The sequence below is a fragment of the Steroidobacter flavus genome, assembly GCF_042651805.1.
GTDB classification, from domain to species: Bacteria; Pseudomonadota; Gammaproteobacteria; order Steroidobacterales; family Steroidobacteraceae; genus Steroidobacter; species Steroidobacter flavus.
In genome coordinates this window covers 739,331-762,351 of record NZ_JBHSDU010000015.1, presented here as the reverse complement: position 1 = coordinate 762,351, position 23,021 = coordinate 739,331, and the positions used below count along the sequence as shown (strand labels likewise).

The 23,021-nt window shown below is 62.4% G+C and carries 17 protein-coding genes and 3 pseudogenes; 10 read left to right on the top strand and 10 right to left on the bottom strand.

The features are described from left to right. Positions 1–2: 2 nt before the first annotated feature. The gene (locus tag ACFPN2_RS31100) at positions 3–875 is read right to left on the bottom strand and encodes a sensor histidine kinase (protein ID WP_380606700.1); all 873 of its coding nucleotides are present in this window, start codon (positions 873–875) and stop codon (positions 3–5) included. Between the two features lie 124 nt (positions 876–999). On the opposite strand from ACFPN2_RS31100, the gene ACFPN2_RS31095 reads away from it, so the two are divergent. Next, complete coding sequence (locus tag ACFPN2_RS31095) at positions 1,000–1,779, top strand: EAL domain-containing protein (protein ID WP_380603989.1); 780 nt, start codon at positions 1,000–1,002, stop codon at positions 1,777–1,779. Positions 1,780–1,785: 6 nt separating this feature from the next. On the opposite strand, the gene ACFPN2_RS31090 is transcribed toward ACFPN2_RS31095, so the two are convergent. The 4 genes and pseudogenes from ACFPN2_RS31090 to ACFPN2_RS31075 form a co-directional block, all read right to left on the bottom strand. Further along, positions 1,786–2,241: a response regulator gene (locus tag ACFPN2_RS31090; RefSeq protein ID WP_380603987.1), complete on the bottom strand. Its 456-nt coding sequence runs from the start codon at positions 2,239–2,241 to the stop codon at positions 1,786–1,788. Between the two features lie 159 nt (positions 2,242–2,400). After that, a complete protein-coding gene (locus ACFPN2_RS31085) occupies positions 2,401–4,866 on the bottom strand; it encodes an ATP-binding protein (RefSeq protein WP_380603985.1) in 2,466 nt (821 codons plus the stop codon). A gap of 48 nt (positions 4,867–4,914) precedes the next feature. Next, a pseudogene (locus ACFPN2_RS31080) lies at positions 4,915–5,238 on the bottom strand (sensor histidine kinase); the annotation flags it as partial. Positions 5,239–5,346: 108 nt separating this feature from the next. Then, positions 5,347–5,982 (bottom strand): annotated as a pseudogene (locus ACFPN2_RS31075) (histidine kinase dimerization/phosphoacceptor domain -containing protein); the annotation flags it as partial. Between the two features lie 340 nt (positions 5,983–6,322). On the opposite strand from ACFPN2_RS31075, the gene ACFPN2_RS31070 reads away from it, so the two are divergent. The 3 genes from ACFPN2_RS31070 (at position 6,323) to ACFPN2_RS31060 (ending at position 12,673) form a co-directional block, all read left to right on the top strand. Beyond that, a complete protein-coding gene (locus ACFPN2_RS31070; RefSeq protein WP_380603983.1) occupies positions 6,323–8,005 on the top strand; it encodes an ATP-binding protein in 1,683 nt (560 codons plus the stop codon). A gap of 160 nt (positions 8,006–8,165) precedes the next feature. Further along, complete coding sequence (locus ACFPN2_RS31065; protein WP_380603981.1) at positions 8,166–12,083, top strand: M48 family metalloprotease; 3,918 nt, start codon at positions 8,166–8,168, stop codon at positions 12,081–12,083. Positions 12,084–12,196: 113 nt separating this feature from the next. Continuing rightward, positions 12,197–12,673 carry a chemotaxis protein CheW gene (locus ACFPN2_RS31060; protein ID WP_380603980.1) on the top strand — a complete coding sequence of 159 codons (477 nt, stop codon included), beginning with the start codon at positions 12,197–12,199 and terminating at the stop codon, positions 12,671–12,673. Positions 12,674–12,682: 9 nt separating this feature from the next. On the opposite strand, the gene ACFPN2_RS31055 is transcribed toward ACFPN2_RS31060, so the two are convergent. Continuing rightward, entirely contained in the window at positions 12,683–13,327 is a 645-nt protein-coding gene (locus ACFPN2_RS31055; protein WP_380603979.1) for a DsbA family oxidoreductase, read from the bottom strand. A gap of 109 nt (positions 13,328–13,436) precedes the next feature. Here ACFPN2_RS31055 and ACFPN2_RS31050 point away from each other — a divergent pair, with 109 nt between their 5' ends. Continuing rightward, positions 13,437–14,060 carry a WD40/YVTN/BNR-like repeat-containing protein gene (locus tag ACFPN2_RS31050; RefSeq protein ID WP_380603977.1) on the top strand — a complete coding sequence of 208 codons (624 nt, stop codon included), beginning with the start codon at positions 13,437–13,439 and terminating at the stop codon, positions 14,058–14,060. 139 nt (positions 14,061–14,199) lie between these two features. On the opposite strand, the gene ACFPN2_RS31045 is transcribed toward ACFPN2_RS31050, so the two are convergent. The 4 genes from ACFPN2_RS31045 to ku (ACFPN2_RS31030) form a co-directional block, all read right to left on the bottom strand. Beyond that, complete coding sequence (locus ACFPN2_RS31045) at positions 14,200–15,054, bottom strand: LLM class F420-dependent oxidoreductase (protein ID WP_380603975.1); 855 nt, start codon at positions 15,052–15,054, stop codon at positions 14,200–14,202. 97 nt (positions 15,055–15,151) lie between these two features. After that, a complete protein-coding gene (locus ACFPN2_RS31040; protein WP_380603973.1) occupies positions 15,152–15,694 on the bottom strand; it encodes a thioredoxin family protein in 543 nt (180 codons plus the stop codon). Positions 15,695–15,830: 136 nt separating this feature from the next. Continuing rightward, positions 15,831–16,835 (bottom strand): non-homologous end joining protein Ku, encoded by a 1,005-nt coding sequence (ku, locus tag ACFPN2_RS31035; protein ID WP_380603971.1) that lies wholly within the window; start codon positions 16,833–16,835, stop codon positions 15,831–15,833. Then, positions 16,828–17,610 (bottom strand): non-homologous end joining protein Ku, encoded by a 783-nt coding sequence (gene ku, locus ACFPN2_RS31030; RefSeq protein ID WP_380603969.1) that lies wholly within the window; start codon positions 17,608–17,610, stop codon positions 16,828–16,830. Before ku (ACFPN2_RS31030) ends, ku (ACFPN2_RS31035) begins: the two co-directional genes overlap by 8 nt. Positions 17,611–18,023: 413 nt before the next feature. Here ku (ACFPN2_RS31030) and ACFPN2_RS31025 point away from each other — a divergent pair, with 413 nt between their 5' ends. The 5 genes and pseudogenes from ACFPN2_RS31025 to ACFPN2_RS31005 all read left to right on the top strand — a co-directional run bounded on the left by ACFPN2_RS31025 (position 18,024) and on the right by ACFPN2_RS31005 (position 23,017). Beyond that, complete coding sequence (locus tag ACFPN2_RS31025; RefSeq protein ID WP_380603967.1) at positions 18,024–19,079, top strand: aldo/keto reductase; 1,056 nt, start codon at positions 18,024–18,026, stop codon at positions 19,077–19,079. Further along, a pseudogene (locus tag ACFPN2_RS31020) lies at positions 19,076–20,213 on the top strand (amidohydrolase family protein). Before ACFPN2_RS31025 ends, ACFPN2_RS31020 begins: the two are co-directional and overlap by 4 nt. Then, entirely contained in the window at positions 20,210–21,412 is a 1,203-nt protein-coding gene (locus tag ACFPN2_RS31015; protein ID WP_380603965.1) for a UxaA family hydrolase, read from the top strand. The pseudogene ACFPN2_RS31020 and the gene ACFPN2_RS31015 overlap by 4 nt, the downstream one beginning before the upstream one ends. 15 nt (positions 21,413–21,427) lie before the next feature. After that, entirely contained in the window at positions 21,428–22,162 is a 735-nt protein-coding gene (locus tag ACFPN2_RS31010) for an SDR family oxidoreductase (protein WP_380603963.1), read from the top strand. A 9-nt stretch (positions 22,163–22,171) separates the two neighbouring features. Beyond that, on the top strand, positions 22,172–23,017 hold the full coding sequence (locus tag ACFPN2_RS31005; RefSeq protein ID WP_380603961.1) for a fumarylacetoacetate hydrolase family protein: 846 nt from the start codon (positions 22,172–22,174) through the stop codon (positions 23,015–23,017). The last annotated feature ends 4 nt before the right edge of the window (positions 23,018–23,021 follow it).

Sequence of the window (23,021 nt, the reverse complement as noted above, 5' to 3'; positions counted from 1 at the left end):
ACTCAAGTGGTGACTGCGCGCTGCCGGTGTGCAGCGGTCTCGGTCTTCTGCGATAGCGGCACGGTAAAGATGAAAGCAGCGCCGCCTGAGGGGCGCGTCTCTGCCCAGAGATCTCCGCCATGCATGTGCACGATGGCTCGTGCCATCGACAAGCCCAGGCCCAATCGATCGCTCTTGGTGGTGTAGAACGAATCGAACAGCCGATCCGTGTGCGTGGGATCCACGCCGGGGCCATTGTCGAGCACGGCGATCCTCACGTTTTCATCGTCCTGCGCCTCGGTGCAGACCTGCAAGTGGCGCGACCTGGCAGGCGTGTCGTCCATCGCGTCGAGTGCGTTGTCGACCAGATTCAATAACACCTGCTGTAGATGTAAGCGATCGGCGGGAATGCGGGGCAAGCCAGGCTCGAGCGTGCTTTGAACCGCGACTTTGCGACGCATGGCATCCGGCAGCACGATCGACAGAACTTCCGCGGTCAGCTCGTTCACATCGACGCGCTCCAGGTGCAGCTCGTGCTTGCGCAGAGGCAAGCGCATGCTCTCGACAAATCTGTTGGCGCGCAGATCCTCCTTGCGCACATCGGCAAGAATGTCGCGAACGGCGGCCAGATCCGGTTCCTTGCGACTCAATATCAGCTGCGCGGTCTCGATGTCGGCAAGGATGGAGCTGAGCGGCTGCGTAACTTTGTGCGCGACCGACGCGGTGATCTCCGAGGCCAGCGCGAGACGGGCGACGTGGGCGATTTCCGTATAGTCGCGTCGTGCTTTGGTTCGCGTCGTACGATGACGTATCCAGCTCTGCACGCCGAGCACGATGAGGATGACGATCTGCACGGCCAGCAGAATCGCGAAGTACCTGTCCGCCTCAGAAAACATCTGCAAGCAGCTCCCTGGATCGCGGGTAGCTTTGGTAACAGGTAAAGCCGGTCGTCCGCATTGGCCCTAGTGCTCATGGCGTCGGCCGCGGCTCGAGGCTTACATTCGGCTCGCGGATCGCACAATGACGGAACGTGTAGTGAATGCGGACACGATAACAACCGAAGATGTGCGCGGCGCCATGGATCGAGGCGAGCTGTTCGTCGAATACCAACCTATTGTTTCGCTAGTGACGCGCCGGAGTGTCGGCGCGGAAGCGCTGGTGCGCTGGCGGCGCAATGACACGGTGTTGCCCGCGAGCAAATTCGTCACCCAGATCGAGAACACGCCGCTGTCGGGCCGACTCACTTACTGGGTCATCGAAACCATTGCACGAGAACTCGGCGATTGGCTGACCCGCCATTCCGATATTTATATCAGCATCAATGTGCCGCCCGAGATTCTCGGGCGTGGTGGCTTGGAGTACGCAGCTGTGCGCTCAGGACTACGCGCGCATGTGAGTCAGGTGTTACTCGAGATCACTGAGCGCGGCGTGCCGGATCAGCTGGGATTGAATGCGCTCAACATGATGGCCGAGCAGGGCGTGCGGCTGGCGCTGGACGATGTGTTTCTCACCGGTGCGAATCTGGCGGTGCTGTCGCGCGGTCGCTTCGAGGTGATCAAGATCGATCGCAAGCTCATCTCACAACTGGTCGAGCACGCACCGGAGCCCGCATGGCTGCCGGGATTGCGCTCGCTGCTACTTCATTCTCAGCTGCAGGTGATCGCCGAGGGCGTGGAGTCGCATTATCAGGCGGAAGTGTTGACGCAGGCGGGCGTGCAGATGGGGCAGGGATTTTTGTTTTCGGCGTCGCTCACCGCGCGAGCGCTGATGCAGTTCCAAGCACAGGATCACGCTTCGTAGTGCGTGTCAGTGCTTGCTTCGTTGTAACGCGTCCGTCAGCGCCCGTTCGAGATCTTCAGCGGCGCAGGGTTTTTCCAGAATCGTATGAAACAAAGAAATGGTTTCGTCGTCGCGGGGTGGAGTGGCGGTCAACGCAATGATGGGCGTATCGCCGAACTCCGGATGGCCGCGCAATAGTCGCGCGATGTCGACGCCGCTGTGCTCGGGCATGTGCAGGTCGGTGACCACCACGTCGGGACGGTGATCGGCGGTGAGCTCCAGCGCGGTTTCCCAATCGGACGCCTCGACGACGTCATAGGACAGCACGCGTAGCAGCCGGCCGAGGCTGTTGCGAATTCGCCGATCGTCGTCGATCAGGAGAACCACGCTCATCTGCGCTTCCGGAATCCGTCGCTCTTGCGCTCGGGCCTGTTCATCGGCCAATTCATCCAGGTACACCTTTCGAAGGCTGTTCTGATTCATTGAGCCAGGTCGTGCTCATCCCTCCGCAGCACATTCGCGAGACAACGTCTCAACTGCGGCAGTGTTCCAAAATGGGATGTACGCGTTATCGCGACTTGCCGCAACAACCTAGGGCCCGGCACGTAGAAAATATCGGAAATACGTTGTGATTATGTGAGATCAGTTCAGTCTTGCGCTGTACCGGTCGGTGTCGTCGCGACCCGACAGCATCACCTTGGAGCCGAGACTGTCTATTTGGAAGATCAAGGTGGCGCCAGCCCCGTCCGCATTGTTTTCGGCCCAGATGCGTCCGCCGTGCGCCTCGACGATGGAGCGGGCGATGGCCAGACCCAGCCCCATGCCTTGTGCTTTGCTGGTGAAAAAAGAATCGAACATTTTCGGCAACGTCGCCGGGTCGATCCCGCAGCCCCGATCCGCAACTTCCACCTGAATGCGCGTGGCGCCGACGCGGGCGGTCCGGATTGCGATTCGTCGGCACGCCTCGGGCTGGCCGGCCATGGCGTCCATGCCGTTCAGGATCAGGTTCAGCAATACCTGTTGTAGCCGGCCATAGTCGCCGAGCACGGTGGGCAACTCGCTGCATTGAGTTTCCAGCTGCACGTGGCGCTGCCGGGACTCGACCCGCATCAGCTTGACGACGTCCCGGATCACATCGTTCACGTCGATGGGATCGAGTCGCAACTCGTGATCGTGCAGCAGCTCGCGCAGCCGCGTGACCAGATCGCTCGCCCGGCGATTGTCGCGGCGGATGTCGTCGAAGATTTCCTGGAACTCGTCCTTGTCGTAGTTATCGCGATTCAGAAACAGCAGGCCGGCTTCGGCGTTGTAACGAATCGCGCCGAGCGGTTGATTGATTTCGTGCGCGATCGAGGCGGTGATCTGGCCGACCATGGCGAGGCGGGCGAAACGCTCCAGCGTGCGATTGGCTTCTTCCAGGTTCTTGCGATCGCTGCGATCGGTGATCGCCCCGATCATGCGGACCGCTTTGCCGTTCCGATCGCGAACGATGTAGGCACGGTGACGCACCCAACGCGGCGGACCGCCGCGCCCGATGTATAGATATTCGGCTTCCCAGGTCGTCGCCGAGCCGCGTAATGCCACTCGGCAGTCGCGAGCCACACGATCTCGATCGACCGGATGGACGCAGTTGCCCCACGTCTCGACACTCAAGTGTCGGACGCTCGGCGCACATTCGTTGCGCTCGCCGCCGGAGCTGGACCACAGCTCGCCGCGGACGATGTCCCATTCGTAAATCAGATCGCACGCGGCCCGCGCGATGAACGAAAGCCGCTCATCGTTCTGTCGCAAGGCCAGCTCCGCCCGGGCGAGCTCGGTGATGTCGCGGCCCGTGCCTTGAAATTCGACCAGCCGCTGCTCGGAATCGAAGATGGCCGTGTTGGTCCATTCGTGCCAGCCGGTGCGCCCGTCGGGCAGGGTTACCGGATGTTTCAGCATGAACGTGGGATTTTCCGGCGTGGCGCGACCGAGCGCCTGTCGCAATTCGCCGCGCGTGTCGCTGGGGACGAACTGCAGCCATTGCACCCCGAGCACTTTCTCTCTGGGCATGCCGAAGTAACGACAGATCGCCGCGTTGGCGAAGGTCAGCGTGGTGTCGGGCAGGCTGCGGCAGACGAAGTCGGTTTGACTGTCCACGATGGCGCGATAACGGGCGTCGCTTTCGGCGGCGGCCTGCGCCACGCGTCGGCGCTCTTCGACCACGATGGCGATCACCACCGCGATCAGTGTCATCACGATCAGGAATATTTGCAGATCGATGGTGGCCGCCTGCGGAGCATCGCGCAGGCGCACGCTATGAGGGATGTGCTCCGCCGAGCTTGCCAGGGTGGCGATGAGCGTGACCGCCATGGCGGCCGCGTCGACGCCGAAGCGCACCGATTGCCATAGCAAGGGAATGAAAAACAGATACAGCGCGGCGTGATGCTCGGCGTCGCTGATGAAAGTCAGCTGGAAACAAGCCAGCAGCGCGGCGGCGATCGTCAATGCCTCGACATATTGTTTCGGCGTGCGCTTTTGCAACCAGCCGGGTTGGGGCAGCAACGCCAGATAAATCCATGACGACCAGGTCAGGATTGCGAGCGCGCTGGCCACGGTGCCGGTTTGCCAGTGGGCGAGGGCCTGCTCGCGATTGCCGGCGATCCAGGCCAGCGCCACGCTCGGAGAGAAAATAGTCAACAGCGCCGGGCCGGCGATCACGCCCGTGACCACGTACAGCGAGAAGTCCTGCAAATTGTCGAAGGGACTGCGTTGCCCGAGCAACAGTCGCAACGCTGTGCCGATCGACGTGGAGAGACCGAGACTAAAGAGCGCCTGCCAGGCGAGCTGCCCGACCGGTAGACCGGTGCTCCAGTAGGCGATGAGGTGAGCAGGAAGCACGGCGGCGGCGAGCGCCCACCAGCGTTCGTAGGGAGTCACCATCAACAGTGCGATCAGCACGCCGTGTTGTGGAGACAGCACTGGCACAGCATCCGGCCCGCGCAGCGCCAGGTCCAGACTTGCGGCCAGGTAATAAAGCAGCCCGCATAACGGCGCCAGGATCGCCGCAGAGTCGCCGCGCAAAGCGGCGGCGCTTGCGTGGCTCGCAGTCCACGTCGCGATCCTGGTCAACGTTGGTCTCCCCTCGGACGTCGGTCGCCAACAGATCAATGCGCTCGATCAAATCACTCGCGTCAGATCGGCGGGCACGCTCCGGGCCAGATCCCGTGGCGCATCCTTGGGCATGCGCACGCGAAAATGCGCCCCCGGCGCGCGTGCTTCGATCTGCAGCTCGCCGCTCAGTTGCGCGATCAAGCCTTGAACGATCCTCATCCCCAGACCGGTTCCGCCGCGAGGATCGAAATCTTCGGGCAGCCCGCGGCCGTCATCGTCGACCTGTAACACCAGCTGGCGCTGTGAGCCGCTGACCGTGATGCGCACCGAACCTTTGTCGCCACTCGGGTAGGCGTGCTTCAAGGAGTTGGTGATCAACTCGGTCGTCATCAGCAACAGCGCCACGCCGCGATCCGTCGCCATGGTCAATCCCTGCGGACAGGAAATGCTCACGGCAATATGATCTTCCACGCCCAAGGCTGCAATGGCCTCGCGGGCAATCTCGGCCATCGACGGACACAATTCGAGTCGTTCGTTGCCCCGGCCATGCTGGAGCCGGCGATGGATGCACGCCACCGCCTGGATTCTGGACTGTGCTTGTTGCAATGAGGCGCGTACCGTTTCGTTACCGCTGTAGCGGGCCTGCAAAGCCAAGGCGCCGGCGATGCCCGCCAGATGATTCTTGACCCGATGGCTGGCCTCGACCATCAACAGTTCCTTGGAGGCGATCTCCTGTTGCAGCGAGCGCTCGGCCTGTTTGAGCTCGGTCACGTCGCGACAGACACAAAACATTTGTGAAGGTACGCCGCGCGCGTCGAAGATAGGGTTGGCGGCGATGTCCCACCAGCGGGGCAGGCCGCTGGCGGTCGGCCGGCAGGCCATGAAACGGCATTGATGTCCGGAGCGGGCCTCGTCAATGCTGTATTCGGCGAGGTCGTGATTTTCCGGCGACCACAGCTCCGACCACGATACGCGCTGCCGTGGCGGACGGCCATCCAGGCCCATCAGATAGGAGCCCGGCAGGTTCATGTAGACGATCATGCCCTGCATATCGACGACTGCGATGCAGTCGTGACTGTTCTCGAAAGCGTGCTCGATCACGCTCGCGTCGGGGGATAACGGAATGTCGGCCATGAGATGACCTGCCTCTTCGTCCGTGGGCGAATCGCAGCCGCTGTCGCAGCGGATCAGGGATAGGGGAGCCCGAGCCAATGGCGATTGCATGCTCATCCGCACCTCCTGCAGGTGAAGTCGCTCAGCCCAAGTTGCTCAGCATGGGAAGGGCACGATTAAATCGTGTCCGCTTGGCGCTGCATCTTGGCCCTAGGGCTAATTGTCTTGACGGGCGTGCGCGCCGGCTTGCAAAGGTGTCATCGACCATCGGTCAGCGAATCAGATATCTTGGCGGTCGCTCTGATCGGTCGCGCCGGCGACAACAATCATTTTGCTGAAATGTCGCAGCGAGGATCGCGGCTTGCATGATCGGACGGATGATTCCATTCGGCGCGATCCGCCGATGATCAATCAAGGCACGTGGGCCAGAATCGCTGTCGGGCCTGCGGTCACGGCGCTCGCGTATCTGTTGGGCGCGGCGCTCGGCGAAGCGCTGGCTTTTCCTTCGGCGCCGGTGTCGGCGTTGTGGGCACCGAATGCCATTCTGTTTGCTGCGTTGCTGTTGGCTCCGGTGAACCGCTGGTGGCTGTATCTCGCAGCGATCCTTCCTTGCCATGTCCTCGCTCAGATCTCCGACGCGCCGTTCTCGCAGATCGGCATTCAATATATCGTCAATAGCGCCGAGGCCATCATCAGCGCCGCGGCTTTGTTACAACTCGAAGCCGAACCGCGGCGACTCGGTCAGTTGAGCGCCATGACCAATCTGGTGCTGATCGGCGGCATCGGGGCGCCTTTCATCACCAGCGTTGCCATGGCAATGGCGTTCGTTCCGCTCGGACTGACCGACGATTTCTGGTTGACGGTCATCGCGCGCACCAGCACGAACACGTTCGCCACCATCACGCTGGTGCCGCTCATCGTTCACTTCGCCGAGCCGGCGGACCGCGGCTGGCGGATGCCGAAGCGGAGCGTGCTGCTCGAAACCTCTTGCATCGGCCTGTGCCTGGCGCTCGTCAGTGTCTATGTCTTCATCTGGCCCGGCGTCTACGACGAGCGGGCGCCGGCGCTATTGTATGCGCCGTTGCCGTTGCTGATCTGGGCGACGGTTCGTTACGAGATCGTCGGTGTGTGCGCCTCGGTGCTGCTGGTCGGTGCGTGCGCGACCTGGGGAGTGGTGCACGAGGTGGGGCCGTTCGTCGTGCACTCGCCGGTGCGTAACGCGCTCACCACCGTGTTGTTTCTAAACGTGATCTGTATTCCTTTGCTGATGCTGGCGGCGGTCCTGCAAGAACGCAAGGCCACCGTTGCCGAGGCTGCGCGCAGGGATCAGCAACTGGCCCATTTGTCGCGAGTGGCGACGTTAGGTGAGATTTCGGGCGCGGTGGCTCACGAGATCCGGCAGCCCCTGGCATCGATGCTGGCCAATGCCGAGGCCGCCGCAGCCCTGCTCCAGAGCGGCAAGGCCGATATGGCGAGCGTCAAGCCGATCGTCGCGGACATCATCGCAGACAATCGCCGGGCTGCGCAGGTCATCCGACGCATGCAGTCCATGCTTCGTTTCAGTCAGATGGACCGCAAGCCCGAGCAGTTGAACGATCTGGTGATGGAGACGCTGGCCTTGTCCCGAGGCGATCTGCATCGCCGGCAGGTGGTCGCCATCCAGAGCCTGGGCGACGACTTGCCGCGCGTGATGGCCGATCGGGTGCAGATTCAACAGGTGATTCTGAACCTGATCGTCAATGCCTGCGATGCCATGGAGGGCGTCGCGCCGGACCAGCGGCGCCTTTGGATCACCACGTCGGCGAATCCTCATCTCGGCGTCGAGCTGACGGTGCGCGACTCCGGGCCGGGGCTCGACGAGACCATGCTCCAGCGGATCTTCGATCCTTTCGTCAGCACCAAGTCCACCGGCCTCGGGCTGGGCCTCTCGATCTCACAGAAGATCATCGCCTCCCATGGCGGGCGGTTGTGGGCGGAGCGTAGCGACACAGGCGGCGCCATCTTCCGCCTCAGCTTGCCGGCGGCGACTCGTCCGAAGCGCTGAGCTGAACGCCGGGCCCCGATTTTTGCCGTAAACGCAGGCGTCGCCGGCCGGCGCGGCGACCTTTGTGAAGCCAATCATTCCCAATGCGGCGCCGCTCTGTTTCAATCCGCGCCGACGACGAAAGATAAATCGGGCGGGATATCAAATTGAGAGCGGCGTCATGACAACGGATCACGTCTACCCGGCAGGTCCCAGCTCCGTGCCTTCGGGCCTGACTCGCAGCACCCAGACCTATCGTCTACATGCCTGGCTCGCCATGGGCGGGCTGGCGCTGTTCGTGGCCTTGTATCTGGGCCTGACGGCCTGGTTCACCTGGACCGCCTATCGACTGATCGTCGGCATGACTCATGGCGGCGATGTCTTCATGGGCCTGGTGGCGGGCGCCTGCTCGGGGTTCCTGGCGATTTTCATGTGGAAGGCGTTGTTCTTCGTCCAGCACCGGCACGAGATCGACGACATCGAAGTGACCGCCGAAGAACAGCCGCGCCTGTTTGCATTCATCAACCGACTGGCGGACGAGGCGGGGGCGCCCCGGGCGCATCGCGTGTTTCTTTCGCCGCGGGTCAACGCGGCGGTGTTCTACGACCTGACCGTGCTCAATCTGCTGTTTCCTTCGCGCAAGAATCTGGAGATCGGTCTGGCGCTGGTCAACACGCTCACGCTCGGCGAGTTCAAGGCGGTGCTGGCGCATGAGTTCGGCCATTTCGCCCAGCGCAGTATGGCGGTGGGACGATGGGTGTACGTGGCCCAGCAGATCGCCGCTCATATCATTTCCAAGCGCGATGCCCTGGACAGTTTCCTGCGCGGCCTGTCCCGGTTCGATCTGCGCATCGCCTGGGTGGGCTGGCTGTTGTCGCTCATCATCTGGTCGATCCGTTCGATGATGGAAACGGTGTTTCGAGTCGTGTTGCTCGCGCAGCGGGCGTTGTCGCGTGAAATGGAATTGCAGGCGGACTTGGTGGCGGTGTCGCTCACCGGCAGCGACGCGTTGATTCATGCGCTCCATAAGCTGGGTGCCGCGGACGACGCGTGGAGCAGGGCGGTCGCGTTCGCCGACTCCGAGCTGCGAGAGAAGCGCCGCGTGACCGATCTGTTCGCTGTGCAGAAACATGTCACCAACAAGCTGCGGGACATCCTCGACAATCCCGCCTACGGCGAGGTCGATCCGCTGCCGGCGGCGAATCGCGAACAGCACCGGGTCTTCAAAACATCGCTCGGCCAGCCGCCGCGCATGTGGAGCACCCACCCGGAAAATTCCGAGCGCGAGCAGAACGCCAAGCGAACTTATATTGCCGCGACCATCGACGAGCGCAGCGCCTGGGAGTTGTTCGACGACGTGCCCGGGATGAAAGAGCGCATGACGGCGCATGTGTTCCGGTCCGCGACCGAAGCGCAGCCCGTGACCGTGGAGGAGTCGCTGGTCAAGCTGGATGAGAAATTCAACCGCGCTTACTACGATCGCTCCTATCGAGGCGCGTACCTCGGCCGCTCGCTCACCAACCACTCTCAGAACACCGGTGAGCTGTATGGCGTGACGTTGCGCGACGAGCACATCATCGCCGAGCTGGATTCCATCTATCCCGACACCCTGGCGAAACAGCTGGAACAGCTGCGCTCGCTCGAAGAAGAGCACGGCGCGCTGCGAGCGTTGAAGGACGGCTTTCTCACCGCGCCGGGCGGCATCATTCGCCATCGTGGTAAGGAATTGCGTCGCGCCGATCTACAGCAGGCCATCGATGAAACCCAGGAAGAGCTGGAGAAGGTGCGCACGGCGGTGCTGGCGCATGACAAGCGCTGCCGGAGCGTGCATCTGTCGGCGGCCAAGCAACTGGGCAACGGCTGGGAAGATTATCTGAAGGGATTGCTGGCCGTTCTGCATTACGCCGAGCACAACGAGGCGAACCTCGACGACGCGTACGGCGCGATGCGTAACGTGCTCTCCATCGTCACGGCCGACGGGCGCGTGTCCGGCAAGGAACGTCAGCGTCTGATCAATGCCTGTGCCGACGTTCATAACGCGCTTCGTCACATTTACGACGACGAAGGACAAAAGATCCAGCTCGACCGCACGCTGTTGCGTCGATTGAAAGTGGACCACTGGCAGGTGGCGCTCGGCGAATTCAAGCTGCCGCTGGCGGACGATAACAATCTGGGCGATTGGATCCAGGCCATCGACAGCTGGGTGGGAAGTGCGATGTCGGCGCTGTCCGCGCTCCGGCAGGCGGCGCTCGAGCAGTTGCTGCTGGTCGAGAGTCAGGTGGCGCGCTTCGTTCGAACCAAACTGCAGCCGGGCGCGGCGCCGGAAGCGAGTTTCATTCCTCCGCAATATCCAGTGTTCGTGCCCGGCCACAGCGAGCGGCCGCGACAGAAGAAGCTGGATTTGTGGGATCGTTTCCATGTCGCCGATGGTCTCGTGCCCACGCTGGCGCGATTGACCGTGGCCTGCGGCATCATCGCCGCCGTGCTCAGCGTCGGAACGACAGTGGGCTCGACCATCGTGAATATTTATAACGGCCTGGGCCGGACGGTCACGGTCGACGTCGGCGGCACTTCGACCCGTCTCACGCCGTTCTCGCATGCCAAGCTGACGGTGAGCGATAAGGAACACTACGCCATCAAGACCACGACCGATGGCGGTCAGGTGATCGAGCAGTTCGACGTGGATATTCCTTACGGCTCGCATCAGAGCGTTTACAACGTCGGCGGCGCCAGCATGCTGGTGGAATGGACTGCGACTTACGGCAGTGTCCGTGCGCCGGAGGAGCGCGTCGTCGGTCCGGTGCGCTGGACCACGTCGAATGCGAACTTCATTTTCGAAGAGCCGCCGGAGTCGATCAGCACCAGCCGCCATAGCGACGGCGGCACGCGCACGGTGATGGGCGCCTTCGGTCACGACAGTCCGTCGACGTTGCTTCGGGTCATGAAGGACGAGAAGCAGATTCAGAGCGTGGTCGCCATGCATGCGGTGTGGGACTCGAGCGATGCCCGTCATACCGTGGAATGGCTGGCAGCGGCGTCGCGCCTGCCGGGCTTCGATGAAACATTGCGGGCTCGACTGGCTTTGCAGCCGGGCGACGTGCTGACGATGCGAGCCGAGCAGGACTACTCGGGTGAAGATAAGCATGCCGCGGTCTGCGAGCGTCATCGTTCGATGGCGCAAGGGCAGCCCGCAAATGTCGATTTGCAGTATCTGGCCGCGCGCTGCCTGGATACGGAAGCGCAACGGAACCAGGCCTTCGCAGATCTGTTTGCAAAGTCGCCGGAGCACGGCTGGCTGGCGGCCGCCGTCGCTTACACTCATATGGACGAGAGTCATTGGCAGCAGGCCGCCGACATTTTCGACGTGGCGTTGAAGAAGATGGCGCCCGCGGTCAGCGAGCATGTCGCGATCGATTCGTTACGCGTGCGTCGTATGCTGAGTGCCGATGGCAACGTGCCGGTGGCCGGCCTCTGGAAACGCTCGCCGACGTTGCAGTATCTCGCTGCGCTCGAGACCGGCGGACAGCAGCTGCAGCCTGGCAACGAGAAGGCTTACTATCATTTGAGTCGCGGCGCTCCGAATCTCGCCGTCAGTGAATTGAAACATGCCGAGGAGCCCGACCGGCGCGTCCTGCGTCTGGCCGCTGCGTCCGATGGAGCGGATCCCGAAGTGATCGAAGCCGCGTTGGCATTGCCTGCCACTGAAGCTCAGGATGACGACACGATGCTGGTCTCACTGGCACTCGCGTTGAGAGAGCGTCGCAACCCAGATGCCTACATCGCCGCCTTCCGTGACAGCTCGACAGCGGGCGCTCAGCAAGCGTTGGATTTCATTTCCACGATTCGTCAGGGCGGCAGCGCCAAAGAGGCGGACCGGTTGCTGGAGGGCGTGGATTACAGACTGCGATCCCGCGCTTACGCCGCTGCCCTGGTGTTGATGGGCAAGCGTGCGCCGAAGGACTGGCGGACCAGCGCCACGCGTCTGCTGTTTGTCTTCGAGCGGCCGTACTTCGATTTATTGGACCGTCGCGGCCCGGCCCCGACCGAGGCTAACAGCGAGCCCGGTGTGGTCCGAACCCCGCCGCGGCTGGCGTACTAGCTCGATCGGACATCAGGCGGCGCCTGAATCGACGATCGCTGGCTCAAGTGGGTATCCGGCGTGACGATTTAGCTCCTTGTCAGAATGCGGGGACCACTGCGGAAAAACCAATCATGAGCTCTATCTTCAGTCCCGCGCCGGCGCAGATTCTCACATTTCATCTCGACCAGCAGGTGTTCGGGGTGGACATCCTGCGGGTTCGTGAGATTCGCGGCTGGACGCCGGTGACGGCGGTGCCGGAAACGCCGGCGCACATCCTGGGCGTTCTGAATCTGCGTGGCGCCATCGTTCCGGTGATCGATTTGCGCGTGCGTCTTGGGTTGCCGGCCGTGGCCGGTACCGCGACCACGGTCATCGTCGTGCTCACCGTCATCGGCAAGAACGGCCGCCGCGACTTCGGTCTGGTCGTCGATGCGGTGTCCGATGTGAGTCACTTGAGCGAGAAGGACATTCAGGAGACGCCGTCCGGGATCACCGTGTCCGATCGGAACTGCGTACCCGCGCTCGCCACGCTGGGCGAGCGCATGATTCTATTGCTCGACATCGACGGCATGCTGGCCGCCGACGAGGGAGTGGCCCTCGACGCGTAACGGTCGACGTTACTCGGTGGCGATCTTACGCAGCGCCTGTTCGAACACGGCGACCGGCTGACCGCCCTGGATCAAATATTTGTCGTTCACGATGACCGACGGTACGGCGCGAATCCCGAGTTGGCTGAACAGCTGCTCGCGTTGACGGACGTCGGCGGCATAACGATCCGATGCCAGAATGTCTCGCGCCTGTTGCGCATCGAGACCGACTCGCGAGGCGACGTCGATCAGCACTTCATGGTCGCTGGGATTGCGGCCGTCCGTGAAATACGCCTCGAACAAGGCGCGCTTCAATTCGAGCTGTCGACCTTCCAGCTCCGCCCAATGCAACAGTCGATGCGCATCGAAGGTGTTGTAGATCCGGCCGCGCTTTTCCATGTTGAACGTGAAGCCCAGCTCCGCGCCCCGCGCGCGAATGCCTTCGCGACTGGCGGCCATTTGCTCGGGCGTCGAGCCGTATTTCTTGCCGATGTGCTCGATTATGTCTTCGCCCTCGGGCGCCATCTGCGGATTCAACTCAAAGGGCTGGAAATGAATGTTGGCGGTCACGTCGGAACCGATCTGCGCGAGCGCCTGCTCGAGCGACTTCAGCCCGATCACGCACCACGGACAGGAGACATCGGACACGAAATCGATCTTGAGAGGGGCATTCATGTGAGCGGGTCCCGGGAAGTGAGCTGACATATTATCAATGAAGCCCCCAATGGGGCCGAAAGTCGACGCTACAAGGGTCTGTCTGTGGTCACTGTCCCACGCCCTGTGTATGCTCCGGCGGACAAATATTCAGCGGACGCCGGCAGGCGCGGAACATGGGAAGTTTCATCGAACCGCCTCGAACATCGTCTACATGGGCGCGGCGGGGCACTTCTACCGTTCGACCGACAGCGGTGCGTCGTGGCAACGGACCACTTCCGTCAGCGACAACAGCGCGATCGACGACATCGCCGTCGACCCGCTCAACTCCGGGCGGGTGTATGCGGCCACCGGCACCAGCGTCCTGGTCAGTCAGGACGGCGGTTTGACGTTCACCCCCGTGGCTCTGCCAAACCGCCAGGGCAGTGTGTGGCGGATCGACTGCGGCGTGGACGGCGCGATTTATGTTCCCGACGGCGCCAAGATGTATCGCAGTAACGACCAGGGCCGCACCTGGCAGGTCGCGGGCACGTTCCCGCAATCCAATGTGGATGCTTACTCGCTGGTTGCGGCGGATCCCGCCGATGCACGCGTGGTTTATGTATCGGTGCTCGGTCGCGGCGCTTTTGTGAGTCGCGATGCCGGCGCGAGCTGGCAGGCGCTGGATTCGGAGCCGCAGCTGTCGATGACCCTGCGCCGAGCAACGGTACGTTCACCGTGCAAGCATCGACAGCTGCCGCGGAAGCGGACGTGAATACCAATAACAACTCCGCAACGTCGCAGGTGAGTGTGTCACAGCCCAGCACGGGCGGTGGCGGAGGAGGCAGTGGTGGCTCGATGTCGCTGCTGATGTTGTTCGCGGTCGCCGCCCTTGGCAGGCGTCGGATCGCTATTCAGCCGGCATCGTAAAGGCGCTTCACCTCTGCGATGTAATCGATATGGGCGTCGATGTTATTGCCCAACCCTTTGTCCATCGACGGCACGCAACCGTGCGTGCCGCCGGCGTCACGCCAGATCTTGAGATGATCCGCCGCTTCGCGCGCGTCGCGAGCAAAGATGGTCAGTAGCTCACGACCATAGTTGTCTTCGGTGCGGCCGCAGGCCTGGAGATGATGTTTCACCCGCGACCATGCCTCGACCGCGTCGGGTCCATTGGCTGCGAAGATGAATCCATCGCCCAGACGCGCGCCTCGTGCATAGGCGGGCTCGGAATGTCCGCCGATCCAGAGCGGAATGGGGCGGCGCGGTCGAGGGTTGATGCCGGCTCGATCGATGCGGTCGAAGCGACCTTCGAAACTCACAATCGGGGTCTGCCAAAGCTGTCGGAGCAGGCCCAGCTGTTCCTCAAATCGAGGGGCGCGCGTGCCGAAGTCCTGGCCGAGCGCTTGATACTCGACGTAGTTCCAGCCGATGCCCACGCCGAGACGCAGCCGTTCGCGCGATAGCAGATCGACGTCCGCCGCCTGCTGTGCGACCAATGCCGTCTGACGTTGTGGAAGCACGAGCACGCCCGTGACGAACTCGAGGCGGTCCGTCACCCCGGCAGCGAAGCCAAACAACACGAACGGATCGTGAAATGTATGTTTGTCGGTGTAAGGGCCGGTCAGCTTGGGCTCACGATGTTCGTGCGGCGCTTTGACGACGTGATCGTACGCCATCAGATGCCGGTACCCCAGCTGCTCGGCCGCCGCGATGAACTTGCGAATCGCCGCCGGATCTCCAGCGACCTCCGTGGTGGGGTAGGACACGCCAACTCGCATCGAACGACTCCTGTACGGGCCAGTCGCCAGTTCTAGAGGCCGTCGCTCCGGCCGTCTTGATCTGGCGCGACCCGCGACAGGATTTTCAGCGCTTGGCGAGCAACTGCTGAATCTGCGCTTCCGTCTCGGCGTAGCTGCCTTCGCCGTAATGCCGATAGACCACGCGGCCCTGGCCATCGATCAGATACAGCGCCGGCCAGAACTGATTGCTGTAGGCATTCCAGGTTTCGTAGTCGTTGTCGAGCGCGATCGGATAGTCGAGGCCGAACTTCTCGACAGTCGCCTGCACGTTGGCCGGCACCTTCTCGTGCTCGTACTCGGGGGTGTGCACGCCGATGACCGTGAGGCCTTGATCGCGATAACGCTCATGCCATTCCTTGATGTGTGGCATGACGTGAATGCAGTTGATGCAATCACGGGTCCAGAACTCTACCAGCACGACGGAGCCGCGCAGTTGTGACAAGGTCAGCGGCTCGCTGTTGAGCCACTGTTTGATGCCTCTGAATTCCGGCGCCAGCGGTGCGGCGGATCGATTCATCGCCGGCGGAACGGGCTCCGCGCTCGAATCGCCGGCGGTGCAGGCCGCCGAGAGCAGGCACATGGACAAAGCGACGACTTGTTTCAACATGATTTGACCTCCGAGGAAGAACGCGTGCAGTGTTCATCCACGATGTAGTCAGGGCATGTCGTATCAACTCGCTCCTGTAAGCGTGGGTGTAGAGAGAGCTCGCCGATACATTGCGATACAAATCGCTCGGGCGAGCTCAGCTGCGCCGGGCTCGCTTCCGAGGTGCCTTGCGCTTTGCTTTGGCGGTCGATGATTTCTTCTTGGTTGCGGTCGAGCGGGCATCGCGTTGGGCGCGACGTTCCGCGAGATCGATGGGCGCGCTCGCTTCGGCTGTCCGCACGACGGCGCTCTTGGAAAGGCTTTTGCGAAGCACCTCCATCAGGTCGATAACCTTCGCGCCTTCGCCGCCCTCGGTATCTTCGGCGGCTTCCGCGCCCTTCGGGTGGATCACGTCGTCGTGCTCTTTCTGCTTGGATTCCACCAGCGACTGCAGTTCCTTGGCTTCCTGGTCCTGGAGCTCGGCGACATCGATTTCTTTGTGAGTGAGCGCTTCGATCTCCTTGGAGAATTGGGTCACCTTGGCCGCCGCCGGTTTCGAGTGTTTGGGCAGGCCGATCGACTCGGGGCTGCGAATCTCATCGGCATAGCGAAGCGTGTCGAGGCGCAGGACGCCATTGTCCGGAACGATGGCGACCAGATATTCATGACCGCGCATGACGAAGCTGCCAATCGCGACTCGTCCCGTGCGCTGCATGGTCTCCCCGAGCAGCACATAGGCTTTCGCGGATTTGCCGGCGGGCGCGAGGAAGTAGGGCTTCTGAAAGTACAGCGCCGGGACCTGCTCGATCGGCACGAAGCTGCGCAGCTCGATGTCCGCTGACATTTCCGGCGCCACTGACTCGAACTCTTTGTCGGTGATCACCACCATCTTGCCGTCGTCGGTTTCATAACCGCGCACCAGATCGTCATAGTTGAGCTTCTTGCCTTCCTTCGAGCAGTGATACTGCCGACCCAGCGCGTGTCCTTCGGTATCGACCAGTTTCATCGCGGTCTGGCGCGGGCGCACGGCGGTCAGCAGATCGACCGGAATGCTCACCAGGCCGAACGTGATGGTGCCGGACCAAAGCGAGCGCACGCGGGCGCCTGCGCTTTGCTCCTCGACTTGCGCTTCGGGTTCGCGTTTACGCTTGCGACTAGGCAACTTTCTTCTCCCGGGCGGCGGCAATGCTGGCCTTCAGGCTGTCGGCGAGACTGCCTTCGGGGCGTTTCTTCTTGACGGCCATCGGTTCGATCTTTTCGCCGCGCGCCTTGGCCTCGATCAGCTTGAACAGGCGCTCGCGATATTCGTTCTGCCACTGTTGCGGATCGAAATCCGCCTCGATGGACTTGACCAGCTGCTCCGCGAGCTTCAGCTCATTCGCTTGCGGCGTGGCTGATTTCGCGGGCTCGACGCCGGAGAAGCTTAGTACCTGTTCCGCACGGCGCAGGGTGGTCATGACCAGATAGCCGTCGAGCACGCTGATCGCGCCGAGGTAACGTTTCTTACGCATGACCCAGCGTGCGACGCCGATGACTTCTTTCCGGGACAGCGCTTCGCCAAACGCGAAGTAATCGTCGGTATGACCGTCGGGGCCGAGAAAGTAGGGGCGCTCGTACCACTGATCGCCAATCGCATCGGCAGGCACGAAGCGAAGCACCTCGATGTCGCGGGATTCCGGCGGCACCAGTTCTTCGAGCTCATCGGGTTGCAGGATCACGGCGGTGTTCGGGCCGACCGCGAACGCCTTGCGCATTTCTTCCCTCGGCACATCCTTGCCGGTGTCCTTGCGAACGATGTGCTGTTCGACGGGCGCATTGTCCTTCTCGTGGAGCAGGTGGAAACGCACGCTGCGATCTTCGATGGCGGAGAAGAATTTCACGCCGACGTTGTGCTTGCCGAGCTTGAGCTCGCCTTTCCAGATGGCTCTAGCCGCCATGGGTGTCTCCCGTTGTCGGCTCGGTACACGAGACACAAACCCAGCGGCCGTCGGAGTGGCGCCGTCGGCAATGGATGCAGGTCGTCGTTTCACACTCCGGGCAGCGAAACTCCATCTCATAGATATAGAGATGGCCGCAGCTCGGACACTCCTCGTCTCCCTCCATCAGCCACCAGGGAGTGGCGGGACCTGCGGCAGGCACTTTGGCTTTGGCCATGAAACTCCTCATCCAGTCGGCGTTCGCTGTAGGGAAACGAAGCAGCACCGTGCCTGTTCCAGGTTCGGGCAATTTCTGACACAAACCGGCAGCACTTCTTGTCGGAATAGAGCATGCGCCTGGGGGTCGCCGGTTCTATAGATAAAAGCAAAATCATATGTGAGAATATGGCCACAGTTGGCCAGGTTGCCCGTCGATGAGCGCGCATCACGCCCTGATTCAGAATGGCCTGCCGCGCCGTCCCCTCGGGCGCACCCGGCTGCAAGTGTCCGAGCTGGGGCTGGGGGCGGCGGCCCTGGGGAATTTGTACCGTCCGCTCTCGGATGCGGAAGCGGATCAGACGCTTGCCGCCGCGTTCGACGCAGGCATGAGCTACGTCGATTGCGCGCCGTATTACGGATTTGGCTTGTGCGAGCAGCGGGTTGGCGCGGGCTTGCGCGGGCGCGAAGGCATCGTGGTGTCTTCGAAGGTCGGTCGGCTGCTGGAACCCGCGCCGGAAGTCAGCGACGACTCGGAGCGCTTCGGCTTCCGTTCCGCCCTGCCGTTCACGCCGGTGTTCGACTATTCCTATGACGGCGTGATGCAGTCCTGGGAATCGAGCTTGCAACGGCTCGGTCTCGAGCGGATCGATGTTCTGTATGTGCACGACATCGGGCGGATGACGCATGGCTATCGTCATCCGGAGCGCATGTACCAGCTGATTCATGGCGGCGGGCTGCGTGCACTGACCAAATTGCGCGCCGAAGGCCAGGTCGATGCGATCGGCATCGGGGTCAATGAGATTCCGATCTGTCTGGAGTTGCTGGAGGAGATCGATCTCGACGTGATCCTGCTGGCCGGGCGTTACACATTGCTCGAGCAGAAGCCGCTCGACGCCTTGTTTCCTGAATGTGCGCGCCGCGGGACGTCGATCGTCATCGGCGGGCCTTATAACTCTGGAATTCTCGCGACCGGCACGCGGGGCCATGCCATCCCGCGGTTCAACTATGAGGTTGCCGCAACCGACGTGGTGTTTCGAGTGCGACGCCTGGAGCGCGTGTGTCGCGAGTTCAATGTGCCGCTGCCCGCCGCGGCATTGCAGTTTCCTTTGGCGCATCCTCAAGTCGCATCGGTCATTCCCGGGCTGGGCGGGCGCGAGCAGGTCGAGCAGACCCTGGCGTTCTACCGGACCCGAATTCCGGCCGAGTTCTGGCAAGAGCTGCGCTCGCAAAGTTTGATTCACGAGGCGGCGCCGGCGACAGACAAGGTATGACTGCAATCATCGACGCGCACGTTCATCTGTGGGATCCCGAAAGAGCCGACTACGGCTGGCTGACCCCGGCGCTGCCCGGGCTGTTTCGCCGCATCGACGAACAGGAGCTGTATTCGCATCTGACGCGCGCGGGCGTTGACGGAGCCGTGCTCGTGCAAGCGGCGCCCACCGCGGCGGAGTCGGATTATTTGTTATCGATCGCCGAGCGCACGGCGTGGATTCGGGGTGTGGTCGGTTGGGTGGACTTCGATGCGCCGGACGTTGAGCAACAGATTGCGAAACGAGCTGCGCACCCGAAGTTCCTCGGTGTGCGGCCCATGCTTCAGGACATCGGCGATGCCGATTGGATTCTCGATCCAGATCGCGGACGCGCGCTGAAGGCGCTCGCATCGCACGGGCTGGTGTTCGATGCGCTCATCAAGCCGGTTCATATGAGTCGCATCGAGAAGATCGCACGCCGGCATCCGGATCTGGCCATCGTGATCGACCACGCGGCGAAGCCAACCATTGGCCATTCGGTGGACCGCGCCTGGCGGGAAGGGCTGCGCGCATTGGCGTCGTGCCCAAACGTTACATGCAAGTTATCGGGCCTGCTGACCGAGCTGGCACCAGGCGTGAAACCGGCGGAGGTGCTGGAGTATGCCGAGGCGGTCCTGCAACTGTTCGGACCCTCCCGTGTTCTGGGGGAGCGACTGGCCGGTGCTGACGCTGGCATCGACCTATGAGCAATGGTACGCACTGACGCAACGAGCCTTGAGCTCGCTGTCCGAGACGGAGCGCAGTGCTGTGACAGGGGCCAACGCTACGCGTATCTATCAAATGAAGACTCATCAAGCTGCGCCCGCGATTCTCTTGCATCCGGATGACAACGTGCTCGTGTGTTGTCGGGCCGTGCGTGCCGGGGAGCAATTCAACATCAGCTCAGATGAAAGAGTTCACGTGCTTCAGGACACCGACCTCGGGCACAAACTGGCCCGGCGGGCCGTGGCGGCGGGCGAGAAAGTCATCAAATACGGCGCGCCGATCGGCTCGATGACGGCTGCTGTGCAGGCGGGAGGCTGGATTCATTTGCACAACATGAAGAGCGACTACATCAGCGCGCACACCCGCGCTGCGCGGGTGGATGCGACATGAGCTTTCAAGGCTATCTGCGTCAGGACGGGCGCAAAGGCATTCGCAACGTCGTCGCCGTTGCATATCTGGTCGAGTGCGCACACCACGTCGCGCGCCGCATCGTCGATCGTTGCGACGATCCCGACGTGCATTTGATTGGCTTTCCCGGCTGCTATCCCAACGAATATGCATTGTGCATGATGAAGGCGCTGACGACCCATCCCAACGTCGGCGCGGTGGTGTTGGTGTCGCTGGGCTGCGAGTCGTTCAATCGTGAAGCGCTGGCCGCGCATGTGGCGGCGAGCGATCGACCCGTCGAGACCATTGTGATTCAGAAAGCCGGCGGCACGCGGAGTGCGATAGACCGCGGCGTGGCGGCTGCCAAAGCGATGAAACAACAGATTGCGGACGCGGCCGTTCGAGTGCCGATGCAGCTGAGCGAGCTCGTGGTCGGCACGATCTGCGGCGGCTCCGATGGCACCAGTGGTATCACTGCAAATCCGGCTGTCGGCCGCGCATTCGATCGGTTGGTGACGGCCGGTGCGACCTGCATCTTCGAGGAAACTGGCGAGATGATCGGCTGCGAAGGCCCGATGGCGGTGCGAGCCAGTACGCCCGCAGTGGGCGAGGCCATCGTCGCCTCGATTGCCAAGGCCGAAACATATTATCGAGCCATGGGCTTCGGCAGCTTCGCGCCGGGCAACGCCGAGGGCGGGCTCAGCTCGCAGGAAGAGAAGTCGGCGGGGGCGTATGTGAAGTCGGGCTCGGCGCCCATCGTCGGGGTGATCAAGCCGGCCGAAATTCCCGAAGCGCCGGGCCTGTATTTGCTCGACGTGGTGCCCGATGGCCCACCGAAGTTTGGCTTTCCCAACATCTCGGACAACGCGGAGATCGTCGAGCTCATGGCGTGCGGCGCGCATCTCACGCTATTCACGACGGGGCGGGGCTCGGTGGTGGGGTCGGCGATTGCGCCCGTCATCAAAGTCACGGGCAATCCCGAGACCTACCGGCGCATGACCGAGGACATGGATGTAAATGCCGGCCGCATTCTGGAAGGCGTGAGCGACTTGGATGAAGTGGCCGATGAGATCGTTGCGCTGGTTGAGGCCGTCGCGGGCGGGCAGTTCACCAAGTCCGAGGACATGGGTCATCGCGAGTTCATTCTCACGTACAAGTCGTTCGAGCCCAGCGGCCCCGGCTGTTTCCCACGCACCGCCTGATCCTGGAGGGGGCTCATGTCGACACAGCGACTGACGGGCAAGACCGCTCTGATCACGGCGGCGGGTCAAGGCATCGGGCGCGCCATTGCGGAGATGTTCGCAAAGCAGGGTGCGTCGGTGATCGCGACCGACATCAACGAGCGCGCGTTGGCGGAATTGAAGGGATGTAGCACGCGACGGCTGGATGTGCGCAATCTCGCCGACATCGCAGCGGTCACCAAAGACGTGGGCGCCGTGGATGTGCTGGTCAATTGCGCCGGCATCGTGGCCAACGGCAGCATCCTCGACAGCACCGAGGAGGATTGGGCGACCTCGTTCGATATCAACGTCACATCGATGTTCCGGCTGATCCGCGCGACCCTGCCCGGCATGCTCGAGCGCGGCGGCGGCAGCGTCATCAACATCTCGTCGGTGGCCAGCTCCATCAAGGGCGTGCCGAACCGTTGCATCTATGGCGCGACCAAGGCGGCCATCATCGGGTTGACCAAGTCGGTCGCGGCTGATTTCATTTCGCGGGGGATTCGCTGTAACGCCATTTGCCCCGGCACCGTCGCGACGCCATCGCTGGACGCGCGATTGCGGGCGACGGGTGACTACGCCGCGGCGAAAGCAGCGTTCATTCAGCGGCAACCGATGGGCAGATTGGGCGAGGCCTGCGAAGTGGCGGCGCTGGCCGTGTATCTGGCATCGGATGAATCGGCATTCACGACCGGCCAATGTCACATCATCGACGGCGGCTGGACCAACTGAGCACAGGCTATGAAATTAGTTCGATATGGTCAGCCCGGCGCCGAGCGTCCTGGCATTCTGGATCGTGATGGCGCGATCCGCGATCTCAGCGGTGTCATCCGTGACATCGACGGCTCGGTGCTCACGCCTCAGCGGCTGAGCGAGTTGAAGAATGTGCAGGTCGACACGCTGCCTTTGGTTCAAGGGCCGGTTCGATTCGGTCCCTGCGTCGCGAGACCCGGCAAGTTTCTTTGCATCGGGCTGAACTTCGCCGATCACGCCGCCGAGACGGGCGCGGCCATTCCGAGCGAGCCCATCATTTTCATGAAGGCGACCAGTGCGCTGTCGGGACCGAACGACGCGGTTATACAGCCACGCAACTCCAAGAAGCTCGATTGGGAAGTGGAGCTTGCATTCGTGATCGGCACTGAGTGTCGCTATGTCGATGAAGCGGCCGGCGCGGCGGCGATCGCGGGCTACTTCGTCTGCAATGACGTGTCCGAGCGCGAGTTCCAGCTGGAGCGCGGCGGGCAATGGGACAAAGGCAAAGGCTGCGACAGCTTCGGCCCGATCGGCCCGTGGCTGGTGACGAGCGATGAGGTGGGCGACGTGAACAATCTGGCGATGTGGCTGGAGGTCAACGGTCACCGCTATCAGGACGGCTCGACGCGCACCATGATTTTCAAGCCGGCGTTTCTCGTGTCCTATTTGAGTCAGTTCATGAGTCTGCAGCCCGGCGACATCGTCACCACCGGCACGCCGCCGGGTGTGGGGTTGGGGCAGAAGCCGCCGGTGTATCTTAAGGTGGGCGATGAGATCCGCCTGGGGATCCAGGGTCTCGGCGAACAGCGCCAGAGGGTGATCGCCTTCGACTGATAAA

Bases quoted from the DNA above. Each gene is read 5' to 3' on its own strand.
- ACFPN2_RS31055 (WP_380603979.1), bottom strand. From the start codon at position 13,327: ATGAATGCCCCTCTCAAGATCGATTTCGTGTCCGATGTCTCCTGTCCG.
- ku (WP_380603969.1), bottom strand. From the start codon at position 17,610: ATGGCGGCTAGAGCCATCTGGAAAGGCGAGCTCAAGCTCGGCAAGCAC.
- ACFPN2_RS31010 (WP_380603963.1), top strand. From the start codon at position 21,428: ATGTCGACACAGCGACTGACGGGCAAGACCGCTCTGATCACGGCGGCG.
- ACFPN2_RS31050 (WP_380603977.1), top strand. From the start codon at position 13,437: ATGCTCCGGCGGACAAATATTCAGCGGACGCCGGCAGGCGCGGAACAT.
- ACFPN2_RS31100 (WP_380606700.1), bottom strand. From the start codon at position 875: ATGTTTTCTGAGGCGGACAGGTACTTCGCGATTCTGCTGGCCGTGCAG.
- ACFPN2_RS31095 (WP_380603989.1), top strand. From the start codon at position 1,000: ATGACGGAACGTGTAGTGAATGCGGACACGATAACAACCGAAGATGTG.
- ACFPN2_RS31005 (WP_380603961.1), top strand. From the start codon at position 22,172: ATGAAATTAGTTCGATATGGTCAGCCCGGCGCCGAGCGTCCTGGCATT.
- ACFPN2_RS31060 (WP_380603980.1), top strand. From the start codon at position 12,197: ATGAGCTCTATCTTCAGTCCCGCGCCGGCGCAGATTCTCACATTTCAT.
- ACFPN2_RS31090 (WP_380603987.1), bottom strand. From the start codon at position 2,241: ATGAATCAGAACAGCCTTCGAAAGGTGTACCTGGATGAATTGGCCGAT.
- ACFPN2_RS31025 (WP_380603967.1), top strand. From the start codon at position 18,024: ATGAGCGCGCATCACGCCCTGATTCAGAATGGCCTGCCGCGCCGTCCC.
- ACFPN2_RS31040 (WP_380603973.1), bottom strand. From the start codon at position 15,694: ATGTTGAAACAAGTCGTCGCTTTGTCCATGTGCCTGCTCTCGGCGGCC.
- ACFPN2_RS31015 (WP_380603965.1), top strand. From the start codon at position 20,210: ATGAGCTTTCAAGGCTATCTGCGTCAGGACGGGCGCAAAGGCATTCGC.
- ACFPN2_RS31065 (WP_380603981.1), top strand. From the start codon at position 8,166: ATGACAACGGATCACGTCTACCCGGCAGGTCCCAGCTCCGTGCCTTCG.